Genomic DNA, 26,686 nt, shown 5'->3' on the forward strand with positions numbered 1-26,686 from the left:
CTAGGGGCTGACGGTACGGGCCGTCACGGAATGGGGGGGGCCAGAAGTTCAGCCGGAGTCAGCCGCCGCGCCCCGGCCGCTGCGGGAAAAGGCACGGATGCGGGCAGCGAGGGCCAGGCCCGCCGCCAGCACGCCGCTCGACAGGGCGAACACCACCTGGAACCTGCCGGTCCGGTCGATCAGCCCGCCCGCCAGGGCCGGTCCCAGGAACTGACCCGCCGCGAAGAACAGGGTCACGTAACTCAGGGCCAGCGGCATGTCCTCGGCGGCCACCTGCTCGGTCCCGGCGGCCTGGATCAGCGTGAAGAGGCCGGTCACGGTGCAGCCCAGCACCACGTAATGCAGCGTGAACACCGCCAGGGTGGGCCACAGCACCGGCGCGAGCGTCGCCAGCAGCACCAGTCCCAGCGCGAGCATCAGCGACGCGCCCCGCCCCAGCCGGTCGGAAAGCCAGCCCCACACCACTCCCGAGAAGACCGAGAGCAGGCCGTTGACGGCCACCAGTTGCCCCGCCTGCCCGCCAGGCACGCCCGCGTGCCGCATGAAACTCACCATGAAGAGCGTCTGCACGATGGAGGTCAGGCCGACGGCGGCATACACCAGGCCCACCGTGATGACCCGGGGATTGCGGTACACCGCCCAGGCGCCCGCGCTCCCAGCGGTGGACCGGACGGGTGGCCGCGGAGGATCGCGCAGGAACGCGGCGACCAGGCCGCACACGGCCGCTCCGGTCACGGCGAACAGGCCCCAGGCCCAGCGCCAACCGTCGCTCCCCTGCCAGGCCGTCAGGGCCGGGACCAGGAACCCGACCGAGACCAGGCCCAGGCCGATGCCGCTCGTCGCCAGGCCGATCACCAGGCCGCGCTGCTGCGGGAACCACGCCGCCAGCGCCGAGATTAGCGGCGTGTACGTGAAGGCCGTCCCGATGCCCAGCAGCGCCATCAGGACCAGCAGCAGCGGGTACGCCGAGGCCAGCGCCAGTCCCACGAAGCCCGCGCTCACGGTCGCCACACCCAGCAGAACGGTGTTCCGCGCGCCCCAGCGCCGGGCGGCCAGCCCCGCCAGCATCACCGTGGCGAAGTAACCCAGGGCGGTGACGGTGCCCAGGTTCCCCGCCTGTCCGTAACTCAGGCCCAGCCCGCGCTGCATCTCGGGGAGCAGCACGCCGTACGCCAGACGGGCAAAGGCCAGCGTGACCAGCGTTACAAACCCGCCGGTCAGCACCATCCACCAGAGACTGCGGGCTGCCGGGGCGCTCTTCATCTCCGCCCGTCAACCTCCCCGCTCCGGCTCACTCCTGGCTGGTGATGAAGGGCAGGTTGCGGTCGAACTGCGCGCGGTCCAGGCCGTAGCCGTAGACAAAGGCGTCGGGAATGGTGAAGCCCAGGTACTCGACCGGCACTTCCACCCGGCGGCGGCTGGGCTTGCTCAGCAGCGCGGCGACCTTGAGGCTGGCCGGGCCGCGCCCCTGGAGGTAATGCAGCAGGTAGTTCATGGTGATGCCGGTGTCCACGATGTCTTCCACCAGGATCACGTGGCGGCCGCTGATCGGGAATTGCAGGTCCTTGACCAGCTTGACCTCGCCGCTGGACTGCTTGGCGTCGCCGTAAGAGCTGGCCTGGAGGAAGTCGATGGTGCAGGGGATTCCCAGGGCGCGCACGAGGTCGGCATGAAACAGGAACGCGCCATTCAGCACGCAGATCAGGTGCGGTTCCCTGCCCGCGTAGTCGGCCCGGATCTTCTGTCCGAGTTCAGAGATGCGGGCCTGGAGCTGTTCCTGGGTGATCTGGACGGGGCCGCTGCCGGGGGCGAGGCTCATATGGGCCCCAGGCTAACACGGGCCTCCCGCCTGTGGTCCCTTTCCCCCCGCCCCCGTATACTCCGGCGCATGACGGGCCTGCCTGTGACCCACTTTGACCGCGTGCCCGGCGTGCTGGGGCGCATCGTGCGCGAACGTGCCGCCGATTACGCGGCCGCGGACCCGCACCTGGGGCCTGCGCGTCCCCGCACCGGAAGGTTCCGCGCGGCGCTGTCCGGCCCCGACCTCGCCCTGATCGCGGAGGTCAAGCGGGCCAGCCCCAGCGAGGGCGCCATCGCTCCGCTCGATCCCGCCCAGGCCGCCCGCGCTTACGAGCAGGGCGGCGCGGCGGCCATCAGCGTGCTGACCGAGCGGAGGCACTTCGGCGGCGACGCGGAGGCGCTGCGGGCGGTGGTGGGTGCGGTGGACCTCCCGGCGCTGCGGAAGGACTTCGTGGTTCACCCGGCCATGCTGCGCGAGGCCGCCGACTGGGGCGCGTCGGCGGCCCTGCTGATGGTCAGCGTGCTGGGGGCGGCGGTGGGGGCGTATCTGGAGACGGCGCATCACCTCGGCCTCGACGCGCTGGTGGAGGTCCACGACGAGCACGAACTGGAGGTGGCCCTCGCCTCCGGCGCCCAGATCATCGGCGTGAACAACCGCGACCTCACCACGCTCGCCACCGACCTGAAGGTCAGTCCGCGCCTGATCCGCCGCGCGCGGGAGGCGGGCTTTGCGGGCGTCCTGGTCGCCGAGAGCGGCTACCGTACGCCCGCCGATCTGGCGAGCGTGCGTGGCCTGGCAGACGCCGTGCTGGTGGGCACCAGCCTGGCCGGAAGCGGCGACCTGACCCGCGCGGTCCGTGAGTTGATCGCCCCTTGAACGGCCCCACCCTGACGTTTCTGGGGACGGCCGACAGCAAGGGCGTGCCGCGCTTCTGGTGTGCCTGCCCGGTCTGCACCGAGGCGCGGGCGGGGGGCGTCAACCGCCGCACCCGCAGCGCCGCGCTGGTGCAGGGGGGAGGGGAGACTCTCCTGCTCGACTGCGGCCCGGACCTGCACGCCCAGCTCGCGCGCCTGCCGGGACCGCTGGTGCCGGACGCCGTGCTGATCTCGCACGCGCACAACGATCACCTGCTGGGCCTGGGCGACCTGCTGGACTACGTGCGCTACGCGGAAGGGCGCCTGCGCGTGTACGCGCCCGCCGAGATCATCCCGGAGATTCAGGGCCGCTTCCCTTACGCCTTCCGGCAGGCCGCGCCGGTGCAACCTCTGCCCCGGGAGGGGCTGGAGGTCGTGGGTCTGCGCGTCCGGGCCTTCCGGGTGCCGCACGGGGCCAACGGTCACAGCCACGCCTTCCGCCTGGACCGCCCCGGGTTCGTGGCGGCCTACGTGACCGACGCCATCGACATTCCTGATGACGTTGTCCGGACGTGGCTGACGGACCTCGACCTGCTGATCCTCGGCACGTCCTTTGCCGACGAGTCCGGTGTGCCGCACGCGGGCCGCAGCGTGTACGACGTGCGCGAGGCTCTGGCCCTGCCCTGGGCGCGGGCCGCCCGCCGCGTCTGCCTCACCCACCTCTCGCATGACGTGGACGTGCGCGCCCGGTCCCTCCCGGCTGGCTGGGACTGGGCGCGGGACGGCCTGGAGCTCGGGTTATGACGGTCTGGGGCCGCCGGGTTTAGACTGCCCTGATGTTGCCCGCCCTGTACCTGCTGTTCACGCTCGCGTTCGCGGCGGCGCTGCTGGCGCTGCTGTGGCGGCCCGGCGCGGCCCGGGGCATCGTCGTCTGGGGCCTGGCGGCGCTGCTGCCCCTGCTGGCGGCGGTCGCGGGGGCGCTCACCGGACAGGCGCGGTCGGCGCGGGTGCTGGCGGGCTATGCCGCGCGGCCCGTCACGGTCACCATCCTGAACGGGGCCGACACGCGGGTCCTCACCCTGGACACCCGGGACGCCGCCTGCGTCGAGCGGGCCTTGCGCCTCCACACCCGCAGCGAACTCCTCGCCGGGCAGGCCTCTGTTCCCCTGGTGGGGACCACGCGCGTGCTGGGCGAGCTTCCCCCGCAGCCGGTCGTGGAGGCGCTGGGGATACGCGGCACCCTGACCTGCCCGCACCTGCGCGCCCTGCCGGATGAGGCCGCTTCGTCCTGAAGCCGCCGCTCCGGCTGGAGAAGAGGGGCCTTCCTGAAGCTGTGCGGCCCCCGCTACTCCCCCAGATAGCGCCGCAATTCGTCCAGGCTGTGCCCGGTGCCGATCACCACCAGCTTGTCGTGGGGGCGCAGCTCGTCCTCGGCGCGGGGGGTCACCTCGACTTTCCCGGCACGGCTGATGGCGATGATCTGCACGCCGAAGCGGCCCGTCAGGTTCAGGTCGCGCAGGGTGCCCCGCAGCCGCTCGTTCGCCTCGATTTCCACGATGGCGTAGTCGCCGCCCAAGTCGAGCGTGTCCACGATGTTCGGCGTGGCGATCTGCCGCGCCAGCCGCACGCCCATATCGTGTTCGGGCCGGATCACCAGGTCGGCCCCGATGCGTTCCAGCACCCGGCGGGCCATCTCGTCAATCGCCTTGGTCACCACGTACGGCGCGCCCAGGCTCTTGGCGTTCATGGTGGCGAGGATGTTGGCCTGCACGTCGGTCCCGATGGCGACCACGACCACGTCGAAGTCGGCGGCCCCGATGGCCCGCAGCGCCCGCTCGTCGGTGGCGTCCACGATGGCGGCGTGGGTGACGCGGTTCATCACCCGCTCGACGTTGTCCTCGTTCTGGTCGATGGCGACGACCTCGTGGCCCATCTCGTAGAGGGTGGTGGCGACGGCGGTGCCGAAGCGGCCCAGGCCGATCACCAGGCATTGTTTGGTCTTCATTCAGCGGTCCTCTTTCCGGGGGACAGGCTAGCAGCCTTCAGCTTTCAGCGGTCAGCCGTCAGCTTCTTTTGCTGAAAGCTTCCCCCCTCACCCCACCAGGATGTCCCGCTCCGGCGGGTACTTCACGCCCCGGCCCTGCTGGCTGCGCAGGCTGAAGGCGACGGCGAAGGTGACGGGGCCGATGCGCCCCAGGTACATCAGCACCGTCAGGATCAGCAGGCCGGGGTCGTTGATCAGGTGGGTGGTGTTCAGGCTGAGGCCCACGGTGGCGGCCGCGCTCACCGTCTCGAACAGCAGGTGGGTGAAGCCGAGTTTGGGATTGGTGGCGAGCAGCGCGAAAAAGGAGGTGGCGACCAGCAGCGCGTACAGGGTGGTGACGGTCCCGGCCCGCACCACATTCTCCGGCTCCACCCGCCTCCCGAAGGCGATCAGTTCGCCCCGCCCGCGCACCATGTTCCACGCGCTGCCGACCAGGATGGCGAAGGTGCTGGTCTTGATGCCGCCGCCCGTCGAGCCGCTGTTGGCGCCGATGAACATCAGGGCGATCAGCAGGAAGAGGCTGGCACTCGTCATCCCGCTGATGTCCACCGTGGCGAGGCCCGCCGAGCGCGGCGTGACGCCCTGAAAGAAGGCGGCGAGCAGCTTGCCGGGCGGGGGGAGCGGTCCCAGCGTCTCCGGGTTGTCCCACTCCAGCGCCAGGATCAGCGCCGTGCCGACCAGCAGCAGCAGCCCGGTGGTCAGCAGCGTGAGCCTGCTGTAGACGGTCAGGCGGTGGCGGCGCGGCTGGAAGAAGTGCATCAGCACGTTCAGTTGCACCAGGAAGCCCAGCCCCCCCAGGATGATCAGGCCGCACAGCGTCAGGCTGACCAGGGGGTCCTGCGCGTACTGCCCCACCCCGCCGGGCACCACGCTGAAGCCCGCGTTGTTGTACGCGCTGATGGCATGAAAGACCGCCTGATACAGCCCCTCCCCCAGCCCGAACTGCGGCACGAAGCGCAGCGCGAGCAGCGCCGCCCCGGCGGCCTCGGCGGCGAGGGTGTACAGGAAGATGATGCGGATCAGGGACAGCACGCCGCCCACGTCGAGCGCGCTCACCTGCTGCGCCAGATGCTGCCGCTCGCTGAAGTTCACCCGCCGCCCGACCAAAAAGGCGAACAGCGTCCCGAAGGTCAGGATGCCCAGCCCGCCCACCTGCGCCAGCCCGATGATCAGGACCTGCCCGAAGCGCGTAAAGGCCTCCCCGGTATCCGCCACCACCAGGCCGGTGATGCAGATCGCGCTGGTGGCGGTAAACAGCCGGTCGATGCTGCCCAGCGCCGCACCGGGAGCTGTCACGCCGGGCAGGTGCAGCAGCGCCGTTGCCAGCAGGGTGCCCAGCAGGTACACCAGCGCGATCAGTTGCGGCGGCTGGAGCCGGGCCATCAGGCTGCGCTTGGGCGTCCGGTTCGGGAGGGGGGAGGCAGGAGGCATGGCGTATACGGACTCCGGTGGGAAGGTTGACTTGTCAGCCTGGAAATTCGGGCGGACTTGCTGCGCCGCAGAGCGAGCAGGAGAAAGTAGGGGCTGAAGCGGTCTGGAGCGGAAGCCGTATTACCCGATGATGATGTCCTTCTCCGCCGGATACCGCACCGGGTCACCCGGCTCGCGGTTGTTGAAGGCCACCGCGAAGGTCAGCGGGCCGATGCGCCCCAGGTACATCAGCAGGATGATCACGATTTGCTGGTCGGCATTCAGCAGCGGCGTGGTGTTCATGCTCAGGCCAACGGTCCCGAAGGCGCTGACCGCCTCGAAAAAGAGCTGCACGAACAGGATATTCGGGTTGCTGTTCATCAGCAGCAGCAGGATGAACATGGTGTTGACCAGGCCGATGCTCAGCAGGCCAACCGTCATCGCGCGCAGAACGGTGTCCTGGTCAATGCGCCGTTCGAACAGCGTGGTGTCGCGGTGGCCGCGCACCATGCTCCAGGCCGAGGCCATCATCACGTAGAAGGTGCTGGTCTTGATGCCGCCGCCCGTCGAGCCGGGGTTGGCCCCGATGAACATCAGGATGATCGTGATGAAGGCCGTGCCGAGGCGGATGGCCCCGTAATCGATGGTGTTGAAGCCCGCCGTGCGGGTGGTCACGCTCTGGAAGAAGCTGGCGAGCAGTTTGTCCCCGAAGGGGAGCGGCGCCAGGGTCCTGGGATTGTTCCATTCCAGCCCCAGGTAGGTCACGGTGCCGATCAGCAGCAGCGCGGCCATCATGGTCAGCACCAGCTTGGAGTGGACCAGCAGGCGGTTGCGCCGCGGGTTCAGCAGGTGCGCGACCACGTTGAGCTGCACCAGAAAGCCCATGCCGCCCAGGATGATCAGCAGCGCGATCACCAGACTGACCAGCGGGTCATTCACGAAGCCCATCAGGTTGTCGCTGTAGAGCGCGAAGCCCGAGTTGTTGAAGGCGCTGATCGAGTGGAAGACGGCGTAGAACAGCCCGCGCCCCCAGCCCTCCAGCGGCACGAAGCGGAAAGCCAGCAACGCGGCCCCCGCCAGTTCCAGCACGAAGGTATACAGAAAGATGTTGCGGATCAGCGGCACCACGTCCCCGGCGCTGAAGGCGCTCACCTGCTGCGCCAGCCGGATGCGGTCACTGTAGTTCACCCGCCGCCGCGTGATCAGCGCAAACACCGTCCCGAAGGTGATGATGCCCAGTCCCCCCATCTGGATCAGCAGCATGATGATCACCTGGCCCAGCCGGTTGAAGTCCCGGCTGGGGTCCACCACGTTCAGCCCGGTCACGCACAGCGCGCTGGTGGCGGTAAAGAGGGCCTGAAGAAAGTTCACCTGCCGCCCCGCGCCGTGGGTGAACGGCAGCGAGAGCAGCACCCCGCCAGTCAGAATCGCCAGCGCGAACGACAGCGCGATCAGTTGCGGCGGGCTGATCCGCGAGAACAGGGGTTTGCGGACGCGGGGCGTGGCGGCGTCGGCCGACCGGGCGCCGGACGCTGGGGGAGTGGGGGGGCGCGACATAGGAAACGCGCGATTCTACCACCGCCCCGCGCGTCCCCGGTCCCCGGCTATACTGCCCTGCTATGCCGCGCCCCGCCCGCCAGAAGAACCCCCCGTTCGCCCGCCCGAAAAAGTCCCAGGGCGACCACCGCGCCCGCCAGCCCGCCCACGAGTATGTGCTGGAAGCCCTGCCCGGCCTGGAGGCCGTCGCCGCCGAGGAACTGCGGACCGTGCCCCTGGCGCGCGACATCCGGGGCCTGCGGTTCTGGTACCCGGGCGACCCCGAGCGCCTGACCCGGCTGCGCGCTCCGGTGGCGGTCTACCGGGCGCGGGCCTGGGACGTGCCCCGCCCGCGCGGCCTGCTGGGGCATCAGCAACTCGGGGAGCTCACGGCCTTTCTGGAAGGTGTGGTGCGGTTCGGCGGGCACCGCTCCTTCCGCCTCGCGGCGGCGGGCCGCGACTCCAGCGTGATGCAGCGCATCGCGGACGAACTCAGCTCGGCCCTGAACCTCCCCTATGACCCCGAGGACGGTGAACTCCTGATCCGCCTGCGCCCCCAGGAGGACGGCCCCAGCTGGGAGGTGCTGGCCCGCCTCACGCCCCGGCCCCTCAGCGCCCGCGCCTGGCGGGTGTGCAACATGGGCGGCGGCCTGAACGCCACCATCGCCTACGCAATGCACAAACTGGCCGGGCAACGCGACGAGGACCGCATCTTCAACCCGATGAGCGGCAGCGGCACCCTGCTGGTCGAGCGGGCGCTGCTCGGGCCTTACGACGCGATGGTCGGGGTGGACCTGAACCCGGAAGCGGTCGAGTGCGCCAGGGCCAACCTGCACGCGGCCAAGCGTGAAGTGGAAGTCGCCCAGGTGGACGCCCTCCACACCGGCCTGCCCCCCCGGTCCTTCGACCTGATCGTCAGCGACCTGCCCTGGGGGGACGCGGTCGGCACGCACGGCGGCAACGCGGCCCTCTATCCCGCCTTCCTGACCGAGATGCACCGCCTGCTGAGCCGTCAGGGCCGCCTGGTGGTCCTGACCCACGAGATCAAACTGTTCGAGCGTCTCCTGAGCGAACAGGACCGCTGGCACGCCCACGAACTCTTCCAGGTGTACAGCGGAGGGCATCATCCCAAGGCGTATCTGCTGAGCAAGCGGTAAGGGGTCAGCTTTGAGCCGTGAGCTTGGGACTTACGTCGAACTCTGACTCGGAATATCGGGGAGTTGAGAGAAAGTGGGGCTGGGACGCTCGGCCCGTTCACCCCACCCGGCCTCTCGCGGTGCGAGCTGTACCAGTCCTCCCCCTGCTTCGCAGCTTTGCAAGTTAAGGGGGAGGAGTTAAAACGCCCTCCCACACGCTCGCCTACATCCAATCGCGTAAGTCCTGAGCGATGAGCCACGAGCAAAGAGGATGAGCGGGGTCGTCTTTTGCTCCTCCCTCCTTGCGGGGGAGGCTGGGAGGGGGGTGGCAAGCAATGCTTGCCCTTGCGGAAGGGCCTTACCTACACTTTCCTGCCTACCGCCGCGCCGCCCGAACCACCCGCGCGATCCCCGCCAGCCCCACCACTGTCAGGACGACGGTGTTCGGCACAAAGCGCGTCCCCTGCCCACCGGAGACATACGCCCCCAGCGGAATGCTCAGTCCACTGCCGCCCCCGCCGCCATTCTCGGCATTGTCACTCCCGCCCCCCGTCCCGAAAGCGACCAGCGCGACGGGCGTGACCGTCCCGGTGGGTGTCTGAACCGTCTCCCCCTGCGAGGCGCGGACACCCAGGGTCAGAATCGTCTCGGCCAGTTGGACAGAACTATTTGCCATAGGGCCAGCCTAACCCGGCTCAGGCTCCCGCCTTCTCCCCGGAACGCGGCCACGCGACCAGCACCACGCCCGCCAGAATCACGCCGAGGGCTGCCCAGCCCAGACGGCTCAGGCTCTCGCCGCCCAGCCCGACGCCCAGCAGCACGGCCACCACCGGATTCACGTAGGCGTAGCTGGTCGCCAGCGCCGGTCGGGTATGCGCCACCAGATACATGTAGGCGCTGTAGGCCACCAGGCTGCCGAAGACGGTCAGGTACGCCACCGCCCACAGGCTCGCAGCGGTCGGTGCGCTCCAGTGTTCCCGCAACAGCAGGCTGAGCAGCAGCAGCAGGCCGCCACCCGTCAGCATCTCGGCGGCGCTGCCCATCAGCCCGGCCGGAAGGGGGAGGTGCCGTGACCACTGGCTGCCGAAGGTCCAGCACAGCGGGGCCAGGAGCAGCAGGAACGCCGCCAGGGGCGTGGCGTGCAGCTCGCCCACGTTCAGCAGCGCGATGCCCGCCAGCCCGACCACGATCCCCAGCCACTCGCGCCCGCCGGTCCGCTCGCCCCACAGCCGCGCGAACAGCGCCGCGAAGAGGGGCGACACCGCGATCATCATCGCCGCGACGCTGCTGCTGGCGTCCCGCTCCGCGAGGGTCACCAGGCCGGTGCCGCCACCCAGCAGCAGCAGGCCCACGATGGCGCTCGCCCGCCACTGCCGCGCCGTGGGGCCAGGCGCACCCCGCCAGCGCAGGAAGGCGTACAGCAGCGCCCCCGCCACCAGAAAGCGCACCCCCAGCATCCCCAGCGGCGGCAGGCTCTGAATCGCGACCTTGATTCCGAAATAGGTGCTGCCCCACACCACATACACCAGGGCGAGCGACAGCAGGACGGCGGGTGTGAGGCGGGCACCGCGGGCGGCGAGAGAGGTCACCGGGAGAGCATACCCCCCATCTGGGGGAGGCCACATCTGCGGCGCCCGCCCGTCCCGGCCCACCGTACACTGCCCCCCGTGTTCCCCTCAGAACGCCGCTGGACGTTGCTCCTCGCAGGCGCCCTGCTGGTCGTGGCGGGACTGACGCTCGGCCCGGCCTTCTTCCCGGCGGCCCAGGCGCCCGCCGTCACGCGGGTGGACCTGCCACCGCCCGCACAGGTTCAGGCGGCCATGCCCGAGTACCCCACCACTGTCAGCGTGCGGCCGCTGATTTCCGGCCGGGTCAACCTGAATTCCGCCAGCCTCGAACAGTTGGAGGCCCTGCCGAAAGTCGGCCCCTCCCTCGCCGCCCGCATCGTGGCGGGGAGGCCTTACCGCAGCCTCGCGGACCTGGACCGGGTCAAGGGCGTCGGTCCCGCCATCCTCCAGGCGCTCACCCCCCTCGTGACCTTCTGATGGTCGGGCGTCACGCCGTCTCTCCCGGGTCCACCCGCGGGACGCGCTCCCCCTCTGGCCGACTGGCCTGGCCGGTGCCGCTCGCGTTCGGCGTGATGGGCGGCATCGTGCTGGGATTGGGCGTGTGGTGGGGCGGCCTGGTGTTGCTGGCGGGCGCCCTGTTCGCCGTGCTGGACAGCCGCGCGGTGCTGGCCCTGCTGGCGCTGGCCGGAGGCGGCCTGGGGTTCGGCTCGGAGCGCCTCAACGCCGCCAGGCCCGACCGGCTGGCGCCCTGGGTGGGGGCACAGGTCACGCTGAAAGGCGAGTGGGACGGGCAGTTCCTGCGCCTCTCCGACCCGCCCGCGCGGGTGGCCGTCTCCCCGAAACCGCGCGTTTTGCCGGGGCAGATGGTCGTGAGCGGGCGGTTGGTTCGCCCTGAAGGACGGCGCGTGCCGGGCGGCTTCGATCAGGCGGCGTGGTTGCGGGGGCAGGGTGGCCTGTTCGTCCCGACGCCGACCACCGTGCTGGTCGCGGCCCGGGTGCGCTCGTCCACCCCCGAGGGCGGCGGGCGCGGCTGGTTCCGCCGGGGCCTCACGGCAGGCCTGGGGGAGCGGCAGGCGGCACTGATGCAGGCGACCGAACTGGGCGACCGGAACGACATCGGCCGCGAGGACTTCGCGGAGGGGTACAGTGTCCGCGACGCCTTCGCCCGCTCGGGCCTCTCGCATCTGATGGCCCTCAGCGGGCAGAACGTGGCCCTGCTCACCGGCGCGGTGATCTGGCTACTGGCCTGGCTGCGGGTGCCGCTGGGGTGGCGGTATGCGGGTGCCCTGCTCTTTCTGGCGCCGTACCTGCTGCTGGTCGGGGTATCCCCCAGCATCTTCCGGGCGGTGCTGATGGGCGGGGCAGTGCTGCTGGGCTATGCATTGGGGCGGGGGAGGCTCGACCCTTACGCCGTCATCGCCCTCGCCGCCGTGGCCTGCCTGCTGCCCTTTCCCCTGTGGCTGCTGGACGTGGGCTTTCAACTGTCGTTCCTGGCGGTGCTGGGCCTCACGCTGTCGGCCCGGGTCGCGGAACGCCTGCCCGCCCGCTGGCCGCCCGCGTTGCGGCTGGCCCTGGTGGCGACCCTCCTGGCGGAACTCGCCACGCTGCCGGTGATCGCCGGGACCTTCGGGCAACTGCCGCTGGTGGGCCTGCCCGCCAACCTGATCGCGGGCGCGCTGATGGCCGCGCTGGTGCCGCTGGGGTTTGTGGCCGGGTTGCTGGGGCCGTTCGCGGTGGCGGTCAACTGGCTGACCGGCCTGCTGGCCTCGCTTCTGCTCGGCGTGGTGGAGGTGTTCGGCCAGGCGCCCGTCCTCACCTGGGGGACGGTGGGCGCGGCAGGCTTCGTCGCCTCCGGGGTCGCGGCCCTCGCGGGCGTGCTGTGGCTGCTGGGCCGGGTACGTGCGCCGGTCGCGCTGGGGACGCTCCTCGCCTGCGCCGTCCTGACCCTGCTCCCCGGCCTGCTGCGCCCTGCCCGTGAACTGGTGTTCCTCGACGTGGGCCAGGGCGACAGCACCCTGATCCGGGCGCGGGGCTTGAACGTGCTGGTGGACGGCGGCGGCTCGGTCGGCTCGGATTTCGATGTGGGGACCCGTACAGTTGTCCCCGCCCTGCGTGCGCTGGGCGTCCGTTCGCTGAACCTGGTGGTCGCCACCCACGCGGATACCGATCACATCGAGGGCCTCTCCGGCGTGCTCCGCGCCGTGCCTGTCGGGGAACTGTGGATCGGGCAGCGCAAGACGGATGATCCGGTGCTGAACGAACTCCTCACCGTCGCCCGTGAGCAAGGCGTGCCCGTGCGCGAGGTGCGGCGCGGCGACCGGGTGAGCCGGGACGGCGTGACCCTCACGGTCCTCTGGCCGAGGGGGAACGTCTGGTCCACGGAGGACAACGACAACAGCGTGGCGCTCACCGTCGAATCCCACGGCTTCCGCGCGGCCCTCCTGGGTGATCTCCCCAACCCCGCCGAGGCGCAGGTCGGCGTGGGCGACCTCGATCTGCTGAAGGCCGCGCACCACGGCAGCCGTTACAGCACCGGGGAGGCCATTCTGAAGGAAAGCACGCCGCACGACGTGCTGATCAGCGTCGGGCGCAATACCTACGGCCACCCGCACCCGGACGTGCTGAAACGGATCGGGGCGAGCGGCGCGCAGGTCTGGCGGACGGATCGACTGGGAACGGTGCGCTGGCCGCTGCCGTGAGCGTCAGCGTTCGACCAGAACCTGCCGCCCCTCCCGCGCCGCCGTGAACAGCGCGTCCAGCACCCGCGCCTGGCACACCGCGTCCTCCGGCGGATAGAGGGCCGCCTCCTCGCCCCGTGCCGCCCGCTGGAAATGCGTGACCATCGCGGCGTAGCCGTCATGCGGCGCGAATGTCTCGGTGCGTTCGCCCGCCGCAGTTTGGACCCGGAAGCTCAATTCAGTCTCCGTCCTGCTGCGGAAGACCCCGGTCATCTCCAGGGTCCCCGCCGTGCCCACCACCATCAGGCGCTGCGTGGGCGGATTGCCCCAGTCGAAGGCGCAGTCGAGGCTGGCGAGGGCCTGCCCGAAGTTCAGCGTGCCGCTCAGCCCCAGGTCCACCCCTCCCGCCGTCCAGCGGGCCTGCGCCGTGACGCTCTCCGGCTCGCCCAGCAGCAGGCGCGCGAGGTTCACCAGATAGCAGCCCACGTCGTAGAGGGCGCCGCCCCCCTTCTCCGCCTCCCAGCGGAAGTCGTCGGGCCGCATCAGCCCGAAGCCGAAGGCCCCCCGGTAAGCCAGCACTTCGCCCAGTTCGCCACCCGCCACGATCTCCCGCAGCCGCGTCACATGCGGCTGAAAGCGGTACGCGAAGGCTTCCAGCAGCACCCGCCCGCTCCGGGCCGCCGTGTCTGCGAGAAGCTGCGCCTCGCCCGCGTTCAGGCAGAGCGGTTTTTCCGTCAGCGCGTGCTTTCCGGCCCGCAGCGCCGCCTGGGTCCAGGGCCGGTGCGCGTCGTTCGGGAGGGGATTGTAGACCGCCTGCACGTCCGACGCCATCACGTCGTCATACGTGCCCATGTGCGGAATGCCCCACTCCTCGGCAAACGCCCGCGCCCGTTCCGAGTGCGGGTCGCGGACCCCCAGCACCGCCACCTCGCCGCCCGCCACGCGAATCGCGGGAATCAGTGCCCTCGCGATCCGTGCCGCGCCCAGAATGCCCCAGGTAAAGGTCGTCATAGGGGCAGCGTACCCGGAAAAAGGAAAAGGCCCACCGGGATTTCCCCGGCAGGCCCCTCCTTCGGCAGGTGCTTACTCGCCCTGCTTCTCCGTGTCGGTGTTGCTGGTGCTTTCGCCCTGGTCCTTCTTGTCGCCGCCCAGGCCGAACTGCGCGAAGAGGTCGGCGTACACGTCGCCCAGCTTCGTGCTGATCTTGCCGCCCTGAGAAGCGTCCTTGGCGTTGTAGTTGTAGTCGGCCCCGCCGCCGCGGCCACCGCGCCCGCCGCTGCGGCCGCCCTGACCGCCGCCACCGCTGTAGCGGTCGCTGCGCGTGCCGCCGCCCTGGCTGACGTAGTCACGCACCGGGCCACCGCCGCCGAGCGCACGGCGACGCGAGAGGCTCGCGCGCTGCTCGACGGGATCGATGTTCAGGATCACGGCCTCAATCTCGTCGCCCTTCTTGAAGAGGTCGGCGGGGTTGTTCACGCGCTGCGTGTCGAGTTCGCTGATGTGGATCAGCCCCTCGATGCCCTCCTCGATCTCCATGAACACGCCGAAGTCGGTCATGCCGGTGATCTTGCCCTTGACGGGCGTGCCGGGCGGGTAACGGTCGGGCAGCGCGCTCCACGGATCGTCCGTGGTCTGCCGGATGCCCAGGCTGATGCGCCGGTCCTTGGGGTCGATCCGCAGGATGACGGCCTCGACCTCGTCGCCTTCCTTCAGCACCTCGTTGGGGTGACGGACGCGCTTGGTCCAGCTCATCTCGCTGACGTGGACCAGCCCTTCCAGGCCGGGTTCCAACTCGACGAAGGCGCCGAAGTTGGTGAGGTTGGTGACCTTGCCCTTGACGCGCTGGCCGATGTGGTACTTCTCGACCGCGCCTTCCCAGGGGTCCTGGGTCAGCGACTTCATGGAGAGGTTGATGCGCTCGCGGCCCTCGTCCACGTCGATGACCTGGACCTGCACCTTGTCGCCCACCTTGACCACGTCGCGGGGGTGGTTGAAGCGGCCGAAGGTCAGCTCGGAGCGGTGCACCAGGCCGTCGATGCCGCCCAGGTTCACGAACACGCCGAAGTCGGTGATCTCGACGACTTCACCCTCGAACTGGGCGCCGGGCACCAGCTTGCCCATCGTCTGCTCGCGCGCCTGGGCCTTCTGGGCTTCCATGATCGCGCGGTGGCTGATGATGACGCGGTTGCGCTTGCGGTTCAGCTCGATCAGCTTCACCATCAGCGGCTTGCCGACGTAGGGGTCCAGGTCGTTCACCCTGCGGGTGTCCACCTGGGAAGCGGGCAGGAACGCCCGGATGCCCTCGACCTGCGCCACAAGACCGCCGCGCACCTTCTCCAGCACCTCGACCTCGAAGGCCTCGTCGTTCTCCTGCATCTTTTCCAGCACGCGCCAACCCTTGTCCTGGTCGGCCCGCTTCTTGGAAAGGACGATCTGGTTGTTCGCGAGGTCCACCCGCACGACGTACGCCTCGATCTGGTCACCGGGCTTGTACATCTGCTGGGCCTGCTCCAGCGTGACGGGTTCGTCGGCGATCTGGTTGAGGGGAATGGTGCCCTCCACCTTGGCCCCGATGTCCACCGCGATGCCCTCGTTGCCGATAAACACGACGGTGCCGTCCACGATGTCGCCCCGGCTGACCGACTGGTGTTCGGTCGCCTCGCTGGCGAGAACGTCCTCCATGGTCATCTCGGGGTACTCGCGGTCTTCCGGGCGGCTGGCCGGGGTCGGCGCAGGCTGCGCCTGCTGGCTGCCCGGCTGATCGGTCGCGGTCTGCCCCGCGTTGTTCTGCGCGGTGCTGGTCTGCTCGGTGCCCGGCATGGGCTGAGTGGTCCCGCCCTCTGCGGCGGGGGTCTGGGTCTGGTCTTCCATGAACTCCTGTCCTCCTGGGTGCCCACTCTTGTCGTGCGGGCGCCACGTAACCTGCGCTCTAGCGCGGAAACGCCTCAGTGTACCACCGCCGATTGGGGGGGGCAAGCGCGGTCTGAACGTGGTCCATTCGATATTCAGCAACTTTGGAAAGCCTGGCGGCGTGGTCCTGCGCTGCGGTGACGGTTGACGGGGCCAGGGGAGGCGGCTATACTCCCTCACGCTCACCTCCGGGTGCGGCGGCCAGAGATGACGTTGGGGCATCGTCTAATGGCAGGACGACGGTTTCTGGCACCGTTAATCAAGGTTCGAGTCCTTGTGCCCCAGCCAACCGAAGAACCCCGCCTAGTGCGGGGTTTTTTCATGTCTCCATTTCCGGGTTAACGGCCTTTTCCGGGCTTGCGCTGTAATAGCGCTGTAGTAGGCTATTCCAGGTCAGTCTGCGGCCTCCTGGCACCCCTCAACCCAGGCGTCCTCCTCGTCCTCAAGGGGAGTCATGGAGCCCACTTCCAGGGGCAGGGGTGGTTGCTGCTGTTCAAAGGGGTCGACCAGGTATTCATCACGCTCCGCATCCAGAACGTGGCGGTAGACCGGGAGGGTGATGGTCACATCGCTGTGCCCCAGGTTGCGGCTGATGACCTCAATGGGCACCCTCCGGCGCGCCAGGGTGGTGGCATAGGTGTGGCGCAGCAGAGGGGTTAAGTGCGGACTCGACGACTTTGCGGTCGCCCGGACTGACCCGGCCTGGAGGCGAAGGGGACCTGCCCGGCCTGCTACCATTGCGGGCGGTATGGAACGCACCTTTGCCATGATCAAGCCCGACGGCGTCCGACGGGGTCTGACGCCCGAGATTCTCGCCCGCATCCAGAAGAAGGGCTACCGCGTGGTCGGCCTCAAGCAGATGCTGATTCCCCGCGAGGTCGCCGAAACGCACTACGGCGAACACCGCGAGCGGCCCTTCTTCGGGGAACTGGTGGACTTCATCACCGGCGGCCCGGTCGTCGCCATCGCGCTGGAAGGCGAGAACGCCATCGCGGGCTGGCGCGCGATGATGGGCGCCACCAACCCCGCCAACGCCGCCCCCGGCACCATCCGCGCCGACTACGCCACCACCACCGGCGAGAACGTCACGCACGGCAGCGACTCCCCCGAGAGCGCCGCGCGGGAACTGGCGCTGTTCTTCGGGGACGGCGAACTGCTGAAGTAAAGCAGTCAGCGTTCAGCCGTCAGCAGGAACGGCACAGGCTCCAGCTCAGGCTGGGGCTTTTTGTTGACCCCGGCTGGCTGACCGCTCACCTGAACGCGGGCAAGAGCGCCGGTTCCTGCTGCGCCGCGTATCCGCGCGTCAGGAGGCGCAGGCCATCCGCGGTGGGGAGAATCAGCACGTCTTCCAGGCGGCCTGCGGCGGGGCGGAAGGCCTCGCCCTGTGGGGTCTGGACGGTGCGGGCCGCCTCCCCGGCCAGGCTGCGGGCGCTGAACTGGGGGGCCTGCACCAGCATCTCCCAGGCCAGGGTGCGGTTGTTGCCGTCATAGCGCACGGTGACGGCGCGGGCGGGCAGGGGCGGGTGGCTGGTCCACACGTCGCGGCGCAACCCGCCTCCCAGCCGGTCGCGGATATCCGCCTGCGCGTCGTAGCTGCCGTTGGCGGTGAACAGCACGCGGGCGGTGAGGTCAGACTGCTCGCGCGGGCCGCAGCCGACCAGCCCCGGAGCCAGGAGCGCGGCGAGCGTGAGGACGGTGGGCAGGCGGTTCATGCGCGCACGATACGCCCCGCCGGGGCTGTGCCAGCATGGCGGGTGTGGGTGCCTACCACTTTTCTCTGCTTCTCACCGCCGCGCTCCTCGCCCTGCTGCTGCTGCTCGGCCTGAGCCTGCAACTGGGGTGGCGGCGCGACCTCGCCCGCTGGCCACACCACGCGCTGTTTTTCGCCGTGTGTGCGGGCGTGCTGCTCTCGGCGGGCCTGGGCTGGCGGGCGGGCGCGCGGGGCTGGGCGCTTTTGCCCGCGCTGGCGCTGCTGCTGCTAATGCCGCGCACCCGTCCGGGCCGGGCCGATCACTGGCGGCTGGCGCTGGCGTGTGCGCTGGCGCTGGGCCTGGGAGTATGGGGGGCCTGGTAGCTCGAAGGGGGTAGAACGCAGGCCAGCGGGAGGTGTGGTCGGCGCTCCCTCATCGAAGTTGCCGGTTTTGTCTTACCGCGCGGCGAAAAACGCCAGATCGAGGGCGGGCGGGACATCCCCGAGCAGGCGGATCATCTGGACGATCTGCGCCGTGTGGCGAACCTCGTGTTGCATGACGTGCCACAGCACCTCGTCGACCGCGACGCGCCGGTCGGTCGCCGCCTGTTCGATCAGTTCGGGCCAGCGGGCCAGCGTGTCTTGCTCGACGGCCTCCCAGTACGTGAGCAGCTCCTCCAATGATTTCTCGGGATGGTGCCAGTATTCGTCGGGCGAGGAGGGCGGTTTCCAGCCGAAGGTTTCCCGCACCAGCGGTCGGCCCAGGAGGTCCCCCCGGAACCAGCCGTCTTCCACCACGGCGATATGCATCACCAGGTCTTTGATGCAGCGCGCCCCCTCTGTGGGGATCACGGCCCGCGAGAGCTGTTCGTCGGGCATGGCCCGCAAGGTCGCCCAGAGCGCGCGGCGTGTCCGGGTCAGGTAGTGGTAGAAGGCGTCAGTATTCACCCTCTCAATCTAGGTCCGGTTCACGTCAGGACTTGTCGTCATTCAGGTCCACTTCCGGCAACGCGCTAGCCTGGGGGCAATGACCCTCCCGCCCACTCCCCGGCTCCCGCCCGACCCCGTCGCGGCGGACCTGCCCGCCGTCATCCAGGGGATGCTCGCCCGGCGCACCACCAACGGCCCTTTCCGTCCCGACCCGGTCCGCCGCGAACACCAGCACCTCTTGATGCGGGTGGCGCAGGCGGCCCCCAGTCACTTCAACAGCCAGCCCTGGCGCTTCGTGCTGATCGAGGACCCGGGGACCATCGCCACCGTCGCGGACATTTCCGGGGCCAGCATGACCGAACTGATCGAGGCGGGCGTCTTCTTCGAGCGGTACCGCCGCTACTTCCGCTTCTCGGAAGCCGAGATGGACGAGCGGCGTGACGGCATTCATATCGACCACCTGCCGGGACCGCTGCGGCCCTTCACCCGCCAGGTCTTTTCCGACACCGGCCTGAAGCTGATGCGGCAGCTCGGCGTGCCCAAAAAGCTGGGGGAGGACAACCGCAAACTGGTCGCGGGCAGTCCCCTGCTGCTGGCCGCGCTGCTGGACAAAGCGGAGTATCGCCCCGGCGAACTCAGCGGCTTTTACAGCGTCTTCGGTCTGGGCGCGGCCATCGAGAACATCTGGAACGCGGTGGGGGCGTTGGGGATGGGCATCCAGTTCATCAGCACGCCGATGGAGCTTCCGCGTCAGTGGCAGGCCATCCGCGAGCTGCTGCGCGTGCCGGACGACCTCGAACTGATGGCCGTGTACCGCCTGGGCTACCTGCCCGAAGGCCAGAAGCGCCCCAGCATCGACTGGAGCAGCCGCCACCGCAAGAGGCTTTCGCAGTTCGTGGGCCGCGAGACGTGTGACGTGCCGGAGGAGGAGAACTGAGGGCGGTCAGCGTTGGACATACCGGGTGAAGTCGGGGTTGCAACTGTTTCATGTTCCAGATGGGTTTCCGAAAACGCCCTTCGTGGTCTGGAGTGAACGTTTCCCCCGGCCCTGAGTCCGGACAGTCCCCGGAGATGAAGGGACGCTGTAGCTCGCGCCCTTCCCGCATCTCTTCCCTCACCCCTCCGCCTTCAGAATGCCCGGTGGAGGAGAGAACATGACGAACACACTGACCCCCAACGCCGCCCAGAGCGGCAGCTTCCGGATCGGCGGCGACCTCAGCGTCAACCGCCTGGGCTTCGGCGCGATGCGAATCACGGGCGAGGGCATCTGGGGCGACCCCGCCGACCGCGAGGAGGCGCTGGCCACCCTGCGGCGCCTGCCCGAACTCGGCGTCAACTTCATCGACACCGCCGACTCCTACGGCCCCGCCGTCAGCGAGGAACTGATCCGCACCGCGCTCTACCCCTACGACACGGTGGTGATCGCCACCAAGGCCGGGCTGACCCGCACCGGCCCCGACGTGTGGGTGCCGCTGGGCCGTCCCGAGTATCTCAAGCAGCAGGCCTACCTCTCCCGCCGCCGTCTGGGCGTCGACCGCATCGACCTGTGGCAACTGCACCGCATCGATCCCACGGTGCCCCGTGACGAGCAATTCGCCGCCGTGCGTGAACTGCTGGACGAGGGCGTGATCCGCCACGCGGGCCTGAGTGAAGTGAACGTCGAGGAGATCGAGGCCGCCCGCCGCTTCTTCCCGGTGGCGACGGTGCAGAACCTCTACAACCTGGTGAACCGCAAGAGCGAGGATGTCCTCGACCACTGCGAGCGCGAGCAGATCGGCTTCATTCCCTGGTATCCGCTGGCGGCGGGCGGCCTGGCCCGGGAGGGCAGCGTGCTGGGTGAGGTCGCCCGGCGGGTCGGCGGAACGCCCTCCCAGGTCGCGCTCGCCTGGGTGCTGAAGCGCAGCCCGGTCATGCTGCCGATCCCCGGCACCGGCAAGGTCAAACACCTGGAAGAGAACGTGGCCGCCGCCAGCCTCCAGCTCTCCGAAGAGGACTTCCGCCTGCTCGACGAGGTGGGCCGCGAGGAGTGGCGTCAGCGGCAGGCCGCGCGCCGCTGAGGTGTGAGCATGGACAAGGTGAACCTCGCGGAGAAATTCGCGCTCTTCGACGACGCCTGGCACCCCCGCGTGGTGGCCGAACTGAACGGCCAGCAGGTGAAGGTCGTCAAGCTGCGCGGCGAGTTCGTGTGGCACCACCACGAACACGAGGACGAACTGTTCTGGGTGGTCCGGGGGACCCTGCGCCTGCGCTTCCGTGACCGGGACGTGCGGGTGGGCGAGGGCGAATTCATCGTTGTGCCGCGCGGCACCGACCATCTGCCGGTCGCGGAGACGGAGGAGGTCTGGGTGGTGCTGATCGAACCCGCCTCGACGCTGAACACCGGCAACGTGCGGGGCGAGCGGACCCGGGAGACGCTGGAACGGCTGTAGGAACGGCGGGTGCCGGTCGAGGATGAGTCCTTTTCCCTCCTGAACGTGAAGGGAGGATCAGCTCCACGGTGCCTTCCCGCACGGTGAGTGGCCGGGCAGACGAGAGAATGCCCGCATGTCTTCTGCCCCCGTCGTGCGTTCTCTGGTCACCGGGAACCCGCCCCACCGTGTCCCGCAGGCCGAGGTGCGCGAGGTGGCCCGCGGCGTGTTCCCGCGGATGGCCGCCCGCGCGCACATGCTGGGCGTGTTCGACAACGCCAGTATCGAGACGCGCTCCCTGAGCCGCCCGCTGGCGTGGTACCAGGAGGAGCGCGGCTTTGGCGAGAAGAACGCCGTCTTCGTCGAGGAGGCCCGCGCGCTGACCCTGCGCCTGGCCCGGGGGGCGCTGGAGCAGGCCGAAGTGGCGCCCGCCGAGGTGGACGCCGTCGTGGTGGTCAACACCAGCGGCATCAGCGCCCCCAGTCTCGACGCCTACCTGATCGAGACGCTGGGCCTGAACCGCCACGCGGCGCGGCTGCCGGTGTGGGGCCTGGGGTGCGCGGGTGGCGCGGCGGGGCTGAGCCGGGCGGCCGATCTGGTGCGCGCGGGCTTCCGGCGGGTGCTGTACGTGGCGGTGGAACTGTGCAGCCTCACCCTGGTGCGCGGCGACGAGTCCAAGAGCAACTTCGTGGGCACCGCGCTGTTCTCGGACGGCGGCGCGGCCCTGGTCGTGACGGCCCCCGACGTGCCCGGCCCCCCGCCCCTGCTGGCCCTGCATGGCGGCTACTCCACCCTGATCGAGGCTTCCGAGGACATCATGGGCTGGGACGTGGTCGATGACGGCCTGAAGGTGCGCTTCTCCCGCGACATCCCGGCCCTGGTCCGCTCGATGATGCAGGAGAACGTCGGGCAGGCTCTGGCCGCGCACGGCTGGTCACGGGAGGACGTGCAAACCTTCGTCGTCCACCCCGGCGGCGTCAAAGTCCTCGCCGCTTATGAGGAGGCTCTGGGGCTGCCTCCGGGCACGCTGGATGCCAGCCGCCGCGTGCTGGCCGACCACGGCAACATGAGCAGCGTGACCGTGCTGTTCGTGCTGGCAGAAACCCTGCAGGGGCGTCCCGAGGGCCGGGGCCTGCTGAGCGCGATGGGGCCGGGCTTCAGCGCCGAACACGTCCTGATCGAATTTCCCGGGGCCTGACGCCAGAACGGCAGGGGCGGAGAACATCACCCCTGCCGCTGGGTGCCGCGCGGCTCAGCTGCCCTGCTCGCCGTCCGTGGTCTTGTCGGGATCGGTGGTGGCCCCGCTGGCGGGCAGACCGGCCTCCATGCCGCCGTAGGTGCTGGGATTGCGGTCCTGGGCCCCGATGACCCCGGCCTGGTCGTCCTGGGGGTTGCCGGTCGTGGGCGTGCCAGCCCCCGCGTCCCGGTTGTCGTCGTTGACCTGATCCCAGTACCGGTCCTGCTTGCGCTCGCTGGGCGTCTTCTCGCCGCCCGTGTCCCAGTTGGGGTTGGTCTGGACCCGCTCCTGCGGCACGTTGTCCTGTGGGCCGGTCTGTCCTGACGGCTGATCGGATCGTCCTTCGTTCATGGGGCCTCCTGGGGCGCTGCCGTGATTCAGTGTGAGGTGGACTCAGTGTGAGGCGTCGGGCCGGTCGCTCACCACGGCGTCCGGCAACTGCTCCACCTGCTCCGCCTTCTCCTTCATCCCGGTGCGCTGCACGTCCTTGATGTCGCTGAGGTCGTCGGTATCCTTCTGGCCGCCCTCGGGGTGGCGTTCGGTGGGCGGCTGGCGCTGGTCGTCACTCATGGTGCACCTCCCGAAACTGTGAATTGAGGTTCAGCGTACCCCCGGCCAGCAGGCGGGCAGGTTCAGCCTCTCTTCATCTCCGGCGCGGCCCGCACCTCGCTCAGCGGCAGGTCCTGCTCCTGCGCCAGCTTCAGCCAGGACGCGGTCGGGTGTGCCCGCACGGTGGCCTCGGGGTCGGGGCCGGTGAGGGCCAGCCAGCGGTCCGCGAAATGCCCTTCCAGCGCGGCGACGGCAATCACACCGTCGGCGGTGGCATACAGGCGGTAGAAGGGCCGGGCGCCGGACAGCAGGCCGCCGGGCGCCGTCAGGCCGTACCGCAGCGGCAGGGCCGCGTGGCTGGCTGCCCCCGCGAGGCCCACCCTCCGCTCGCGTTCCGCCCCGCCGCGCTCGCGGCCCCACAGCAGGGCCAGCGCGGCGGCCTGCGCCTCCCGCGCCCCCAGCAGGTCCGCGACCAGCGTGCGCGGCATGACGGGCCGTGCGGGATCGATCAGCCCGGCCTCCGCCTGATACGTGAGGTCGTGTCCGGGTGCGTTCGGGTCGAGGGTGTCCCCCACGATGACCACCCGGCACAGCCGGGGATAGGCGGCGTCCAGCGCGGAACCGTCCAGCCCCAGCCGCGCCAGGGCCGCCGGGCGACTGCTGGTCAGCAGCAGGTCCGTCTCCGGCAGCAACGTGTGGAGCCTGGCCTGCCCCTCCGGCGTCTTGAGGTCCAGCGTGTGGACTTCCACCCCCCGCGTCACCTCCGCGTACCACTCCGGCGAGAAGTGCTGGAAGGGGTCCCCCCCCGGCGGCTCGATCTTCATGACCCGCGCCCCCTCGTCCCGCAGCGCGGCCGCGGCCAGCGGACCGGGCAGATTCAGCGCGAGGCTCAGGACGGTCAGGCCATGCAGTGGACCGGGCATTCCCCATCCTCCCTCAAAAGTGGGGGAGCGTGGCTCTGGTTAAAAATGCAGGCTGGCGAGTCCTCTGGCCGGGCCCCCCGGCTTTCTGCTCCCGTCCCGGGAAGGCAGAATCGAGATGATGCGGAAGGGACGGGAGGCGCCGAAAGCCCGGTCACTCCCTGTTGTCCCTAAAGTTGTAACAGCGTGCCTGAGGGAGTAACGGGGTGCGTCCAGGGCGGTGCCGCTTATGATAAAGGCATCAAGCGGCCCTTCGCGGGGCAAGGAGGAACCCAGCATGGCGATGAATCTGTTCGGTGCGCGCGAGGTGCTCACCACCAAAGCGGGCCAGACCCTGTATTACTACAACCTCAACAAACTTCAGGAGCAAGGCTCCGATATCAGCCGTCTGCCCTTCTCCGTCAAGGTGCTCCTCGAAAGCGTGCTGCGTGAGGCGAATGATTACGACGTGCGCCAGGAGGACGTGCGGGCCGTCGCGAACTGGAAGCCCGTCAACCCGGAGATCGAGATTCCCTTCAAGCCCGCCCGCGTGATCTTGCAGGACTTTACCGGCGTCCCGGCGGTCGTGGACCTGGCGGCGATGCGCTCGGCGATGGTGGCGCTGGGCGGCGACCCCGAGAAGATCAACCCGCTGATCCCGGTGGACCTGGTGATCGACCACTCCGTTCAGGTGGACGAGTTCGGCACCGAGATGGCGCTGCTCCGCAACATGGAACTGGAATTCGAGCGCAACCGCGAACGCTACGAGTTCCTCCGCTGGGGCCAGCAGGCCTTCGACAACTTCGGCGTGGTGCCGCCCGCCAGCGGCATCGTCCACCAGGTCAACCTGGAATACCTGGCCAAAGGCGTGCAGAGCCGTCCCGAGACTGTGCCGGGTGAAGAGGGTGGCGTGGTCGTGTACCCCGACTCCCTGGTGGGCACCGACAGCCACACCACCATGATCAACGGCCTGGGGATCGTGGGCTGGGGCGTCGGCGGCATCGAGGCCGAGGCCGTGATGCTGGGCCAGCCGATCTACATGCTGATGCCGGAAGTGGTGGGCTTCAAGATCACCGGGGCGATGCCCGAGGGGGCGACCGCCACCGACCTGGCGCTGCGCGTCACGCAGATGCTGCGCGAGAAGGGTGTGGTCGGCAAGTTCGTGGAGTTCTACGGCGCGGGCCTCAGCAACATGACCCTCCCCGACCGCGCGACCATCGCCAACATGGCCCCCGAGTACGGCGCGACGATGGGCTTTTTCCCGGTGGACGACGAGGCGCTGCGCTACCTGCGCCGCACCGGCCGCCTGGAAGACGAGATCGAACTGGTGGAGATGTACTACAAGGCCCAGGGCATGTTCCGCACCGACGAGACGCCCGACCCCGTCTTCACCGACACCATCGAACTCGACCTCTCGACCATCGTGCCCAGCCTGGCGGGTCCCAAGCGCCCGCAGGACCGCGTGAACCTCGCGGATATGCACACGGTCTTCGCGGAGGCGCTGACCGCGCCCGTCAAGAACCGGGGCTTCGAGCTGGGCGGGGAGCAGTTGAACGCCCAGGGCACCGTCGCGGGCACCAACATTCAGATCGGGCACGGCGCGGTGACGCTGGCCTCGATCACCTCCTGCACGAACACCTCCAACCCCAGCGTGCTGATCGCGGCGGGTCTGGTCGCCAAAAAGGCCGTGGAGCGCGGCCTGAAGCCCAAGCCCTGGGTGAAGACCTCGCTGGCCCCCGGCTCCAGGGTCGTCACTGAGTACCTGGAAAACGCGGGCCTCCAGCAGTACCTCGACCAGATCGGCTTCAACACGGTCGGCTACGGCTGCATGACCTGCATCGGCAACTCCGGTCCCCTTCCCGAACCCGTCGTGCAGGCCATCGAAGAGGGCAGCCTGGTGGCTGCGTCGGTGCTCTCGGGCAACCGCAACTTCGAGGGCCGCGTGAACCCGCACATCAAGGCGAACTACCTGGCCTCGCCGCCCCTGGTGGTGGCTTACGCACTGGCGGGCACGGTCGTGAACGACATCGTGAACGATCCCATCGGCACTGATCCGAACGGCCAGCCGGTGTACCTGCGTGACCTGTGGCCGACCAACGCCGAGATCCAGCAGATCATGGACCAGGCGATCAACGCCGAGATGTTCGGGCGCGTGTACGACGGCATCGAGAAGAGTAACGCCGAGTGGAACGCCATCCCCGTGGCCGAGGGCGCGCTGTACAACTGGAACCCCGACAGCACCTACATCCAGAACCCGCCCTTCTTCGAGAACCTGGCGGGCGGTCCCAGCGAGATCATCAGCATCGAGGGCGCGCGCGCGCTGGTGAAGGTCGGTGACTCGGTGACCACCGATCACATCAGCCCCGCCGGTTCCTTCAAGGCGGACACGCCCGCCGGGAAGTACCTGCTGGAGCGCGGCATCCCGCCCAAGGACTTCAACTCCTACGGCTCGCGCCGCGGCAACGACCGCATCATGACGCGCGGGACCTTTGCCAACATCCGCCTGAAGAACCAGCTCGCCCCCGGCACCGAAGGCGGCTTCACCACCGACTACACCACCGGGCAGGTCAACACCATCTTCGACGCCGCCCAGAACTACAAGGCCAGCAACATTCCGCTCCTCGTGTTTGCGGGCAAGGACTACGGCATGGGCAGCAGCCGCGACTGGGCCGCCAAGGGGACCCTCCTGCTGGGCGTGAAGGCCGTGATCGCGGAGAGCTTCGAGCGCATCCACCGCTCCAACCTCGTCGGCATGGGCGTGCTGCCCCTCCAGTACAAGAACGGGGAGACGGCTGACAGCCTGGGCATCAACGGCGACGAAATCTTCGACGTGATCCTGCCCCCCGACCTCAAGCCCCGTCAGGACGTGACGCTGCGCGTGACGGACAAAGGCGGCCAGAGCCGCGACATCACCGTCCAGTGCCGCATCGACACGCCCGTCGAGATCGACTACTACCGCAATGGCGGCATCCTCCAGACCGTGCTGCGCGGCATTCTGGAGCGGAGCCAGGGTGAAGTGAAGGCGTAACAGGGGAG

The 26,686-nt window shown here is 69.4% G+C and carries 28 protein-coding genes and 1 tRNA gene; 14 read left to right on the plus strand and 15 right to left on the minus strand.

What is annotated here, in order from left to right:
- Nucleotides 1-48 precede the first annotated feature (48 nt).
- Together E5F05_RS09560 and hpt are read right to left on the minus strand one after the other, a co-directional pair.
- Complete coding sequence (locus E5F05_RS09560; RefSeq protein ID WP_129118397.1) at nt 49-1,263, minus strand: MFS transporter; 1,215 nt, start codon at nt 1,261-1,263, stop codon at nt 49-51.
- A gap of 28 nt (nt 1,264-1,291) precedes the next feature.
- Entirely contained in the window at nt 1,292-1,819 is a 528-nt protein-coding gene (gene hpt / locus E5F05_RS09565) for a hypoxanthine phosphoribosyltransferase (RefSeq protein ID WP_129118398.1), read from the minus strand.
- 69 nt (nt 1,820-1,888) lie between these two features.
- On the opposite strand from hpt, the gene trpC reads away from it, so the two are divergent.
- The 3 genes from trpC to E5F05_RS09580 are packed head-to-tail and all read left to right on the plus strand — an operon-like array spanning nt 1,889 to nt 3,947.
- Nucleotides 1,889-2,677 carry an indole-3-glycerol phosphate synthase TrpC gene (gene trpC, locus E5F05_RS09570; protein WP_129118399.1) on the plus strand — a complete coding sequence of 263 codons (789 nt, stop codon included), beginning with the start codon at nt 1,889-1,891 and terminating at the stop codon, nt 2,675-2,677.
- Nucleotides 2,674-3,459, plus strand: coding sequence for an MBL fold metallo-hydrolase (locus E5F05_RS09575; protein ID WP_129118400.1), 786 nt, complete (start codon nt 2,674-2,676; stop codon nt 3,457-3,459). Before trpC ends, E5F05_RS09575 begins: the two co-directional genes overlap by 4 nt.
- Before the next feature lie 32 nt (nt 3,460-3,491).
- Nucleotides 3,492-3,947: a hypothetical protein gene (locus tag E5F05_RS09580; protein ID WP_129118401.1), complete on the plus strand. Its 456-nt coding sequence runs from the start codon at nt 3,492-3,494 to the stop codon at nt 3,945-3,947.
- Nucleotides 3,948-4,000: 53 nt separating this feature from the next.
- Here E5F05_RS09580 and E5F05_RS09585 read toward each other — a convergent pair whose 3' ends face one another.
- The 3 genes from E5F05_RS09585 to E5F05_RS09595 form a co-directional block, all read right to left on the minus strand.
- Nucleotides 4,001-4,660 carry a potassium channel family protein gene (locus tag E5F05_RS09585; protein WP_129118402.1) on the minus strand — a complete coding sequence of 220 codons (660 nt, stop codon included), beginning with the start codon at nt 4,658-4,660 and terminating at the stop codon, nt 4,001-4,003.
- An 87-nt stretch (nt 4,661-4,747) separates the two neighbouring features.
- Entirely contained in the window at nt 4,748-6,130 is a 1,383-nt protein-coding gene (locus E5F05_RS09590) for a TrkH family potassium uptake protein (RefSeq protein ID WP_171029509.1), read from the minus strand.
- Between the two features lie 120 nt (nt 6,131-6,250).
- Nucleotides 6,251-7,666, minus strand: a complete 1,416-nt coding sequence (locus E5F05_RS09595; RefSeq protein ID WP_129118403.1) for a TrkH family potassium uptake protein — start codon at nt 7,664-7,666, stop codon at nt 6,251-6,253.
- 62 nt (nt 7,667-7,728) lie between these two features.
- Here E5F05_RS09595 and E5F05_RS09600 point away from each other — a divergent pair, with 62 nt between their 5' ends.
- Nucleotides 7,729-8,802 (plus strand): methyltransferase domain-containing protein, encoded by a 1,074-nt coding sequence (locus tag E5F05_RS09600; RefSeq protein WP_129118404.1) that lies wholly within the window; start codon nt 7,729-7,731, stop codon nt 8,800-8,802.
- Nucleotides 8,803-9,157: 355 nt separating this feature from the next.
- Here the strand turns inward: E5F05_RS09600 and E5F05_RS09605 are convergent, their stop codons facing one another.
- Together E5F05_RS09605 and yedA are read right to left on the minus strand one after the other, a co-directional pair.
- Nucleotides 9,158-9,457 (minus strand): hypothetical protein, encoded by a 300-nt coding sequence (locus E5F05_RS09605; protein WP_129118405.1) that lies wholly within the window; start codon nt 9,455-9,457, stop codon nt 9,158-9,160.
- A gap of 19 nt (nt 9,458-9,476) precedes the next feature.
- Entirely contained in the window at nt 9,477-10,370 is an 894-nt protein-coding gene (gene yedA, locus E5F05_RS09610; protein ID WP_129118406.1) for a drug/metabolite exporter YedA, read from the minus strand.
- 78 nt (nt 10,371-10,448) lie between these two features.
- Here yedA and E5F05_RS09615 point away from each other — a divergent pair, with 78 nt between their 5' ends.
- Together E5F05_RS09615 and E5F05_RS09620 are read left to right on the plus strand one after the other, a co-directional pair.
- Nucleotides 10,449-10,826 (plus strand): ComEA family DNA-binding protein, encoded by a 378-nt coding sequence (locus E5F05_RS09615; protein WP_129118407.1) that lies wholly within the window; start codon nt 10,449-10,451, stop codon nt 10,824-10,826.
- Nucleotides 10,826-13,048: a DNA internalization-related competence protein ComEC/Rec2 gene (locus tag E5F05_RS09620; protein WP_129118408.1), complete on the plus strand. Its 2,223-nt coding sequence runs from the start codon at nt 10,826-10,828 to the stop codon at nt 13,046-13,048. Before E5F05_RS09615 ends, E5F05_RS09620 begins: the two co-directional genes overlap by 1 nt.
- Before the next feature lie 3 nt (nt 13,049-13,051).
- Here E5F05_RS09620 and E5F05_RS09625 read toward each other — a convergent pair whose 3' ends face one another.
- Together E5F05_RS09625 and E5F05_RS09630 are read right to left on the minus strand one after the other, a co-directional pair.
- The gene (locus E5F05_RS09625) at nt 13,052-14,038 is read right to left on the minus strand and encodes a Gfo/Idh/MocA family protein (RefSeq protein ID WP_129118409.1); all 987 of its coding nucleotides are present in this window, start codon (nt 14,036-14,038) and stop codon (nt 13,052-13,054) included.
- Between the two features lie 72 nt (nt 14,039-14,110).
- Nucleotides 14,111-15,898: a 30S ribosomal protein S1 gene (locus tag E5F05_RS09630; protein WP_164973421.1), complete on the minus strand. Its 1,788-nt coding sequence runs from the start codon at nt 15,896-15,898 to the stop codon at nt 14,111-14,113.
- Nucleotides 15,899-16,151: 253 nt separating this feature from the next.
- Here E5F05_RS09630 and E5F05_RS09635 point away from each other — a divergent pair.
- A tRNA-Gln gene (locus E5F05_RS09635) sits at nt 16,152-16,225 on the plus strand.
- A 105-nt stretch (nt 16,226-16,330) separates the two neighbouring features.
- Here E5F05_RS09635 and E5F05_RS22100 read toward each other — a convergent pair.
- A complete protein-coding gene (locus tag E5F05_RS22100; RefSeq protein WP_241687114.1) occupies nt 16,331-16,546 on the minus strand; it encodes a hypothetical protein in 216 nt (71 codons plus the stop codon).
- Between the two features lie 139 nt (nt 16,547-16,685).
- Here E5F05_RS22100 and ndk point away from each other — a divergent pair, with 139 nt between their 5' ends.
- Nucleotides 16,686-17,102, plus strand: coding sequence for a nucleoside-diphosphate kinase (gene ndk, locus E5F05_RS09645; RefSeq protein ID WP_129118411.1), 417 nt, complete (start codon nt 16,686-16,688; stop codon nt 17,100-17,102).
- An 85-nt stretch (nt 17,103-17,187) separates the two neighbouring features.
- Here ndk and E5F05_RS09650 read toward each other — a convergent pair whose 3' ends face one another.
- Nucleotides 17,188-17,649, minus strand: coding sequence for a hypothetical protein (locus E5F05_RS09650; protein WP_129118412.1), 462 nt, complete (start codon nt 17,647-17,649; stop codon nt 17,188-17,190).
- A gap of 35 nt (nt 17,650-17,684) precedes the next feature.
- Between E5F05_RS09650 and E5F05_RS09655 the strand changes: the two genes are divergently transcribed.
- Nucleotides 17,685-18,011 carry a hypothetical protein gene (locus E5F05_RS09655; protein ID WP_129118413.1) on the plus strand — a complete coding sequence of 109 codons (327 nt, stop codon included), beginning with the start codon at nt 17,685-17,687 and terminating at the stop codon, nt 18,009-18,011.
- Nucleotides 18,012-18,083: 72 nt separating this feature from the next.
- Here E5F05_RS09655 and E5F05_RS09660 read toward each other — a convergent pair whose 3' ends face one another.
- Nucleotides 18,084-18,575, minus strand: a complete 492-nt coding sequence (locus E5F05_RS09660) for a DinB family protein (protein WP_129118414.1) — start codon at nt 18,573-18,575, stop codon at nt 18,084-18,086.
- 151 nt (nt 18,576-18,726) lie between these two features.
- On the opposite strand from E5F05_RS09660, the gene E5F05_RS09665 reads away from it, so the two are divergent.
- From E5F05_RS09665 to E5F05_RS09680, 4 genes are all read left to right on the plus strand, one after another.
- Entirely contained in the window at nt 18,727-19,494 is a 768-nt protein-coding gene (locus E5F05_RS09665; protein ID WP_375791564.1) for a nitroreductase family protein, read from the plus strand.
- A 217-nt stretch (nt 19,495-19,711) separates the two neighbouring features.
- Entirely contained in the window at nt 19,712-20,614 is a 903-nt protein-coding gene (locus E5F05_RS09670) for an aldo/keto reductase (protein WP_164973423.1), read from the plus strand.
- A 9-nt stretch (nt 20,615-20,623) separates the two neighbouring features.
- Nucleotides 20,624-20,986: a cupin domain-containing protein gene (locus tag E5F05_RS09675; protein ID WP_129118417.1), complete on the plus strand. Its 363-nt coding sequence runs from the start codon at nt 20,624-20,626 to the stop codon at nt 20,984-20,986.
- Nucleotides 20,987-21,101: 115 nt separating this feature from the next.
- On the plus strand, nt 21,102-22,163 hold the full coding sequence (locus tag E5F05_RS09680; RefSeq protein ID WP_129118418.1) for a type III polyketide synthase: 1,062 nt from the start codon (nt 21,102-21,104) through the stop codon (nt 22,161-22,163).
- A 54-nt stretch (nt 22,164-22,217) separates the two neighbouring features.
- On the opposite strand, the gene E5F05_RS09685 is transcribed toward E5F05_RS09680, so the two are convergent.
- From E5F05_RS09685 to E5F05_RS09690, 3 genes are all read right to left on the minus strand, one after another.
- Complete coding sequence (locus tag E5F05_RS09685) at nt 22,218-22,553, minus strand: hypothetical protein (protein ID WP_129118419.1); 336 nt, start codon at nt 22,551-22,553, stop codon at nt 22,218-22,220.
- Nucleotides 22,554-22,595: 42 nt separating this feature from the next.
- Nucleotides 22,596-22,772, minus strand: coding sequence for a hypothetical protein (locus E5F05_RS21330; RefSeq protein ID WP_164973424.1), 177 nt, complete (start codon nt 22,770-22,772; stop codon nt 22,596-22,598).
- Between the two features lie 62 nt (nt 22,773-22,834).
- Complete coding sequence (locus E5F05_RS09690) at nt 22,835-23,674, minus strand: CoA transferase (RefSeq protein ID WP_129118420.1); 840 nt, start codon at nt 23,672-23,674, stop codon at nt 22,835-22,837.
- A gap of 274 nt (nt 23,675-23,948) precedes the next feature.
- Here E5F05_RS09690 and acnA point away from each other — a divergent pair, with 274 nt between their 5' ends.
- Entirely contained in the window at nt 23,949-26,678 is a 2,730-nt protein-coding gene (gene acnA / locus E5F05_RS09695; protein ID WP_129118421.1) for an aconitate hydratase AcnA, read from the plus strand.
- Nucleotides 26,679-26,686 lie beyond the last annotated feature (8 nt).

It is taken from the genome of Deinococcus metallilatus (assembly GCF_004758605.1).
In the GTDB taxonomy this organism is placed as follows: Bacteria; Deinococcota; Deinococci; order Deinococcales; family Deinococcaceae; genus Deinococcus; species Deinococcus metallilatus.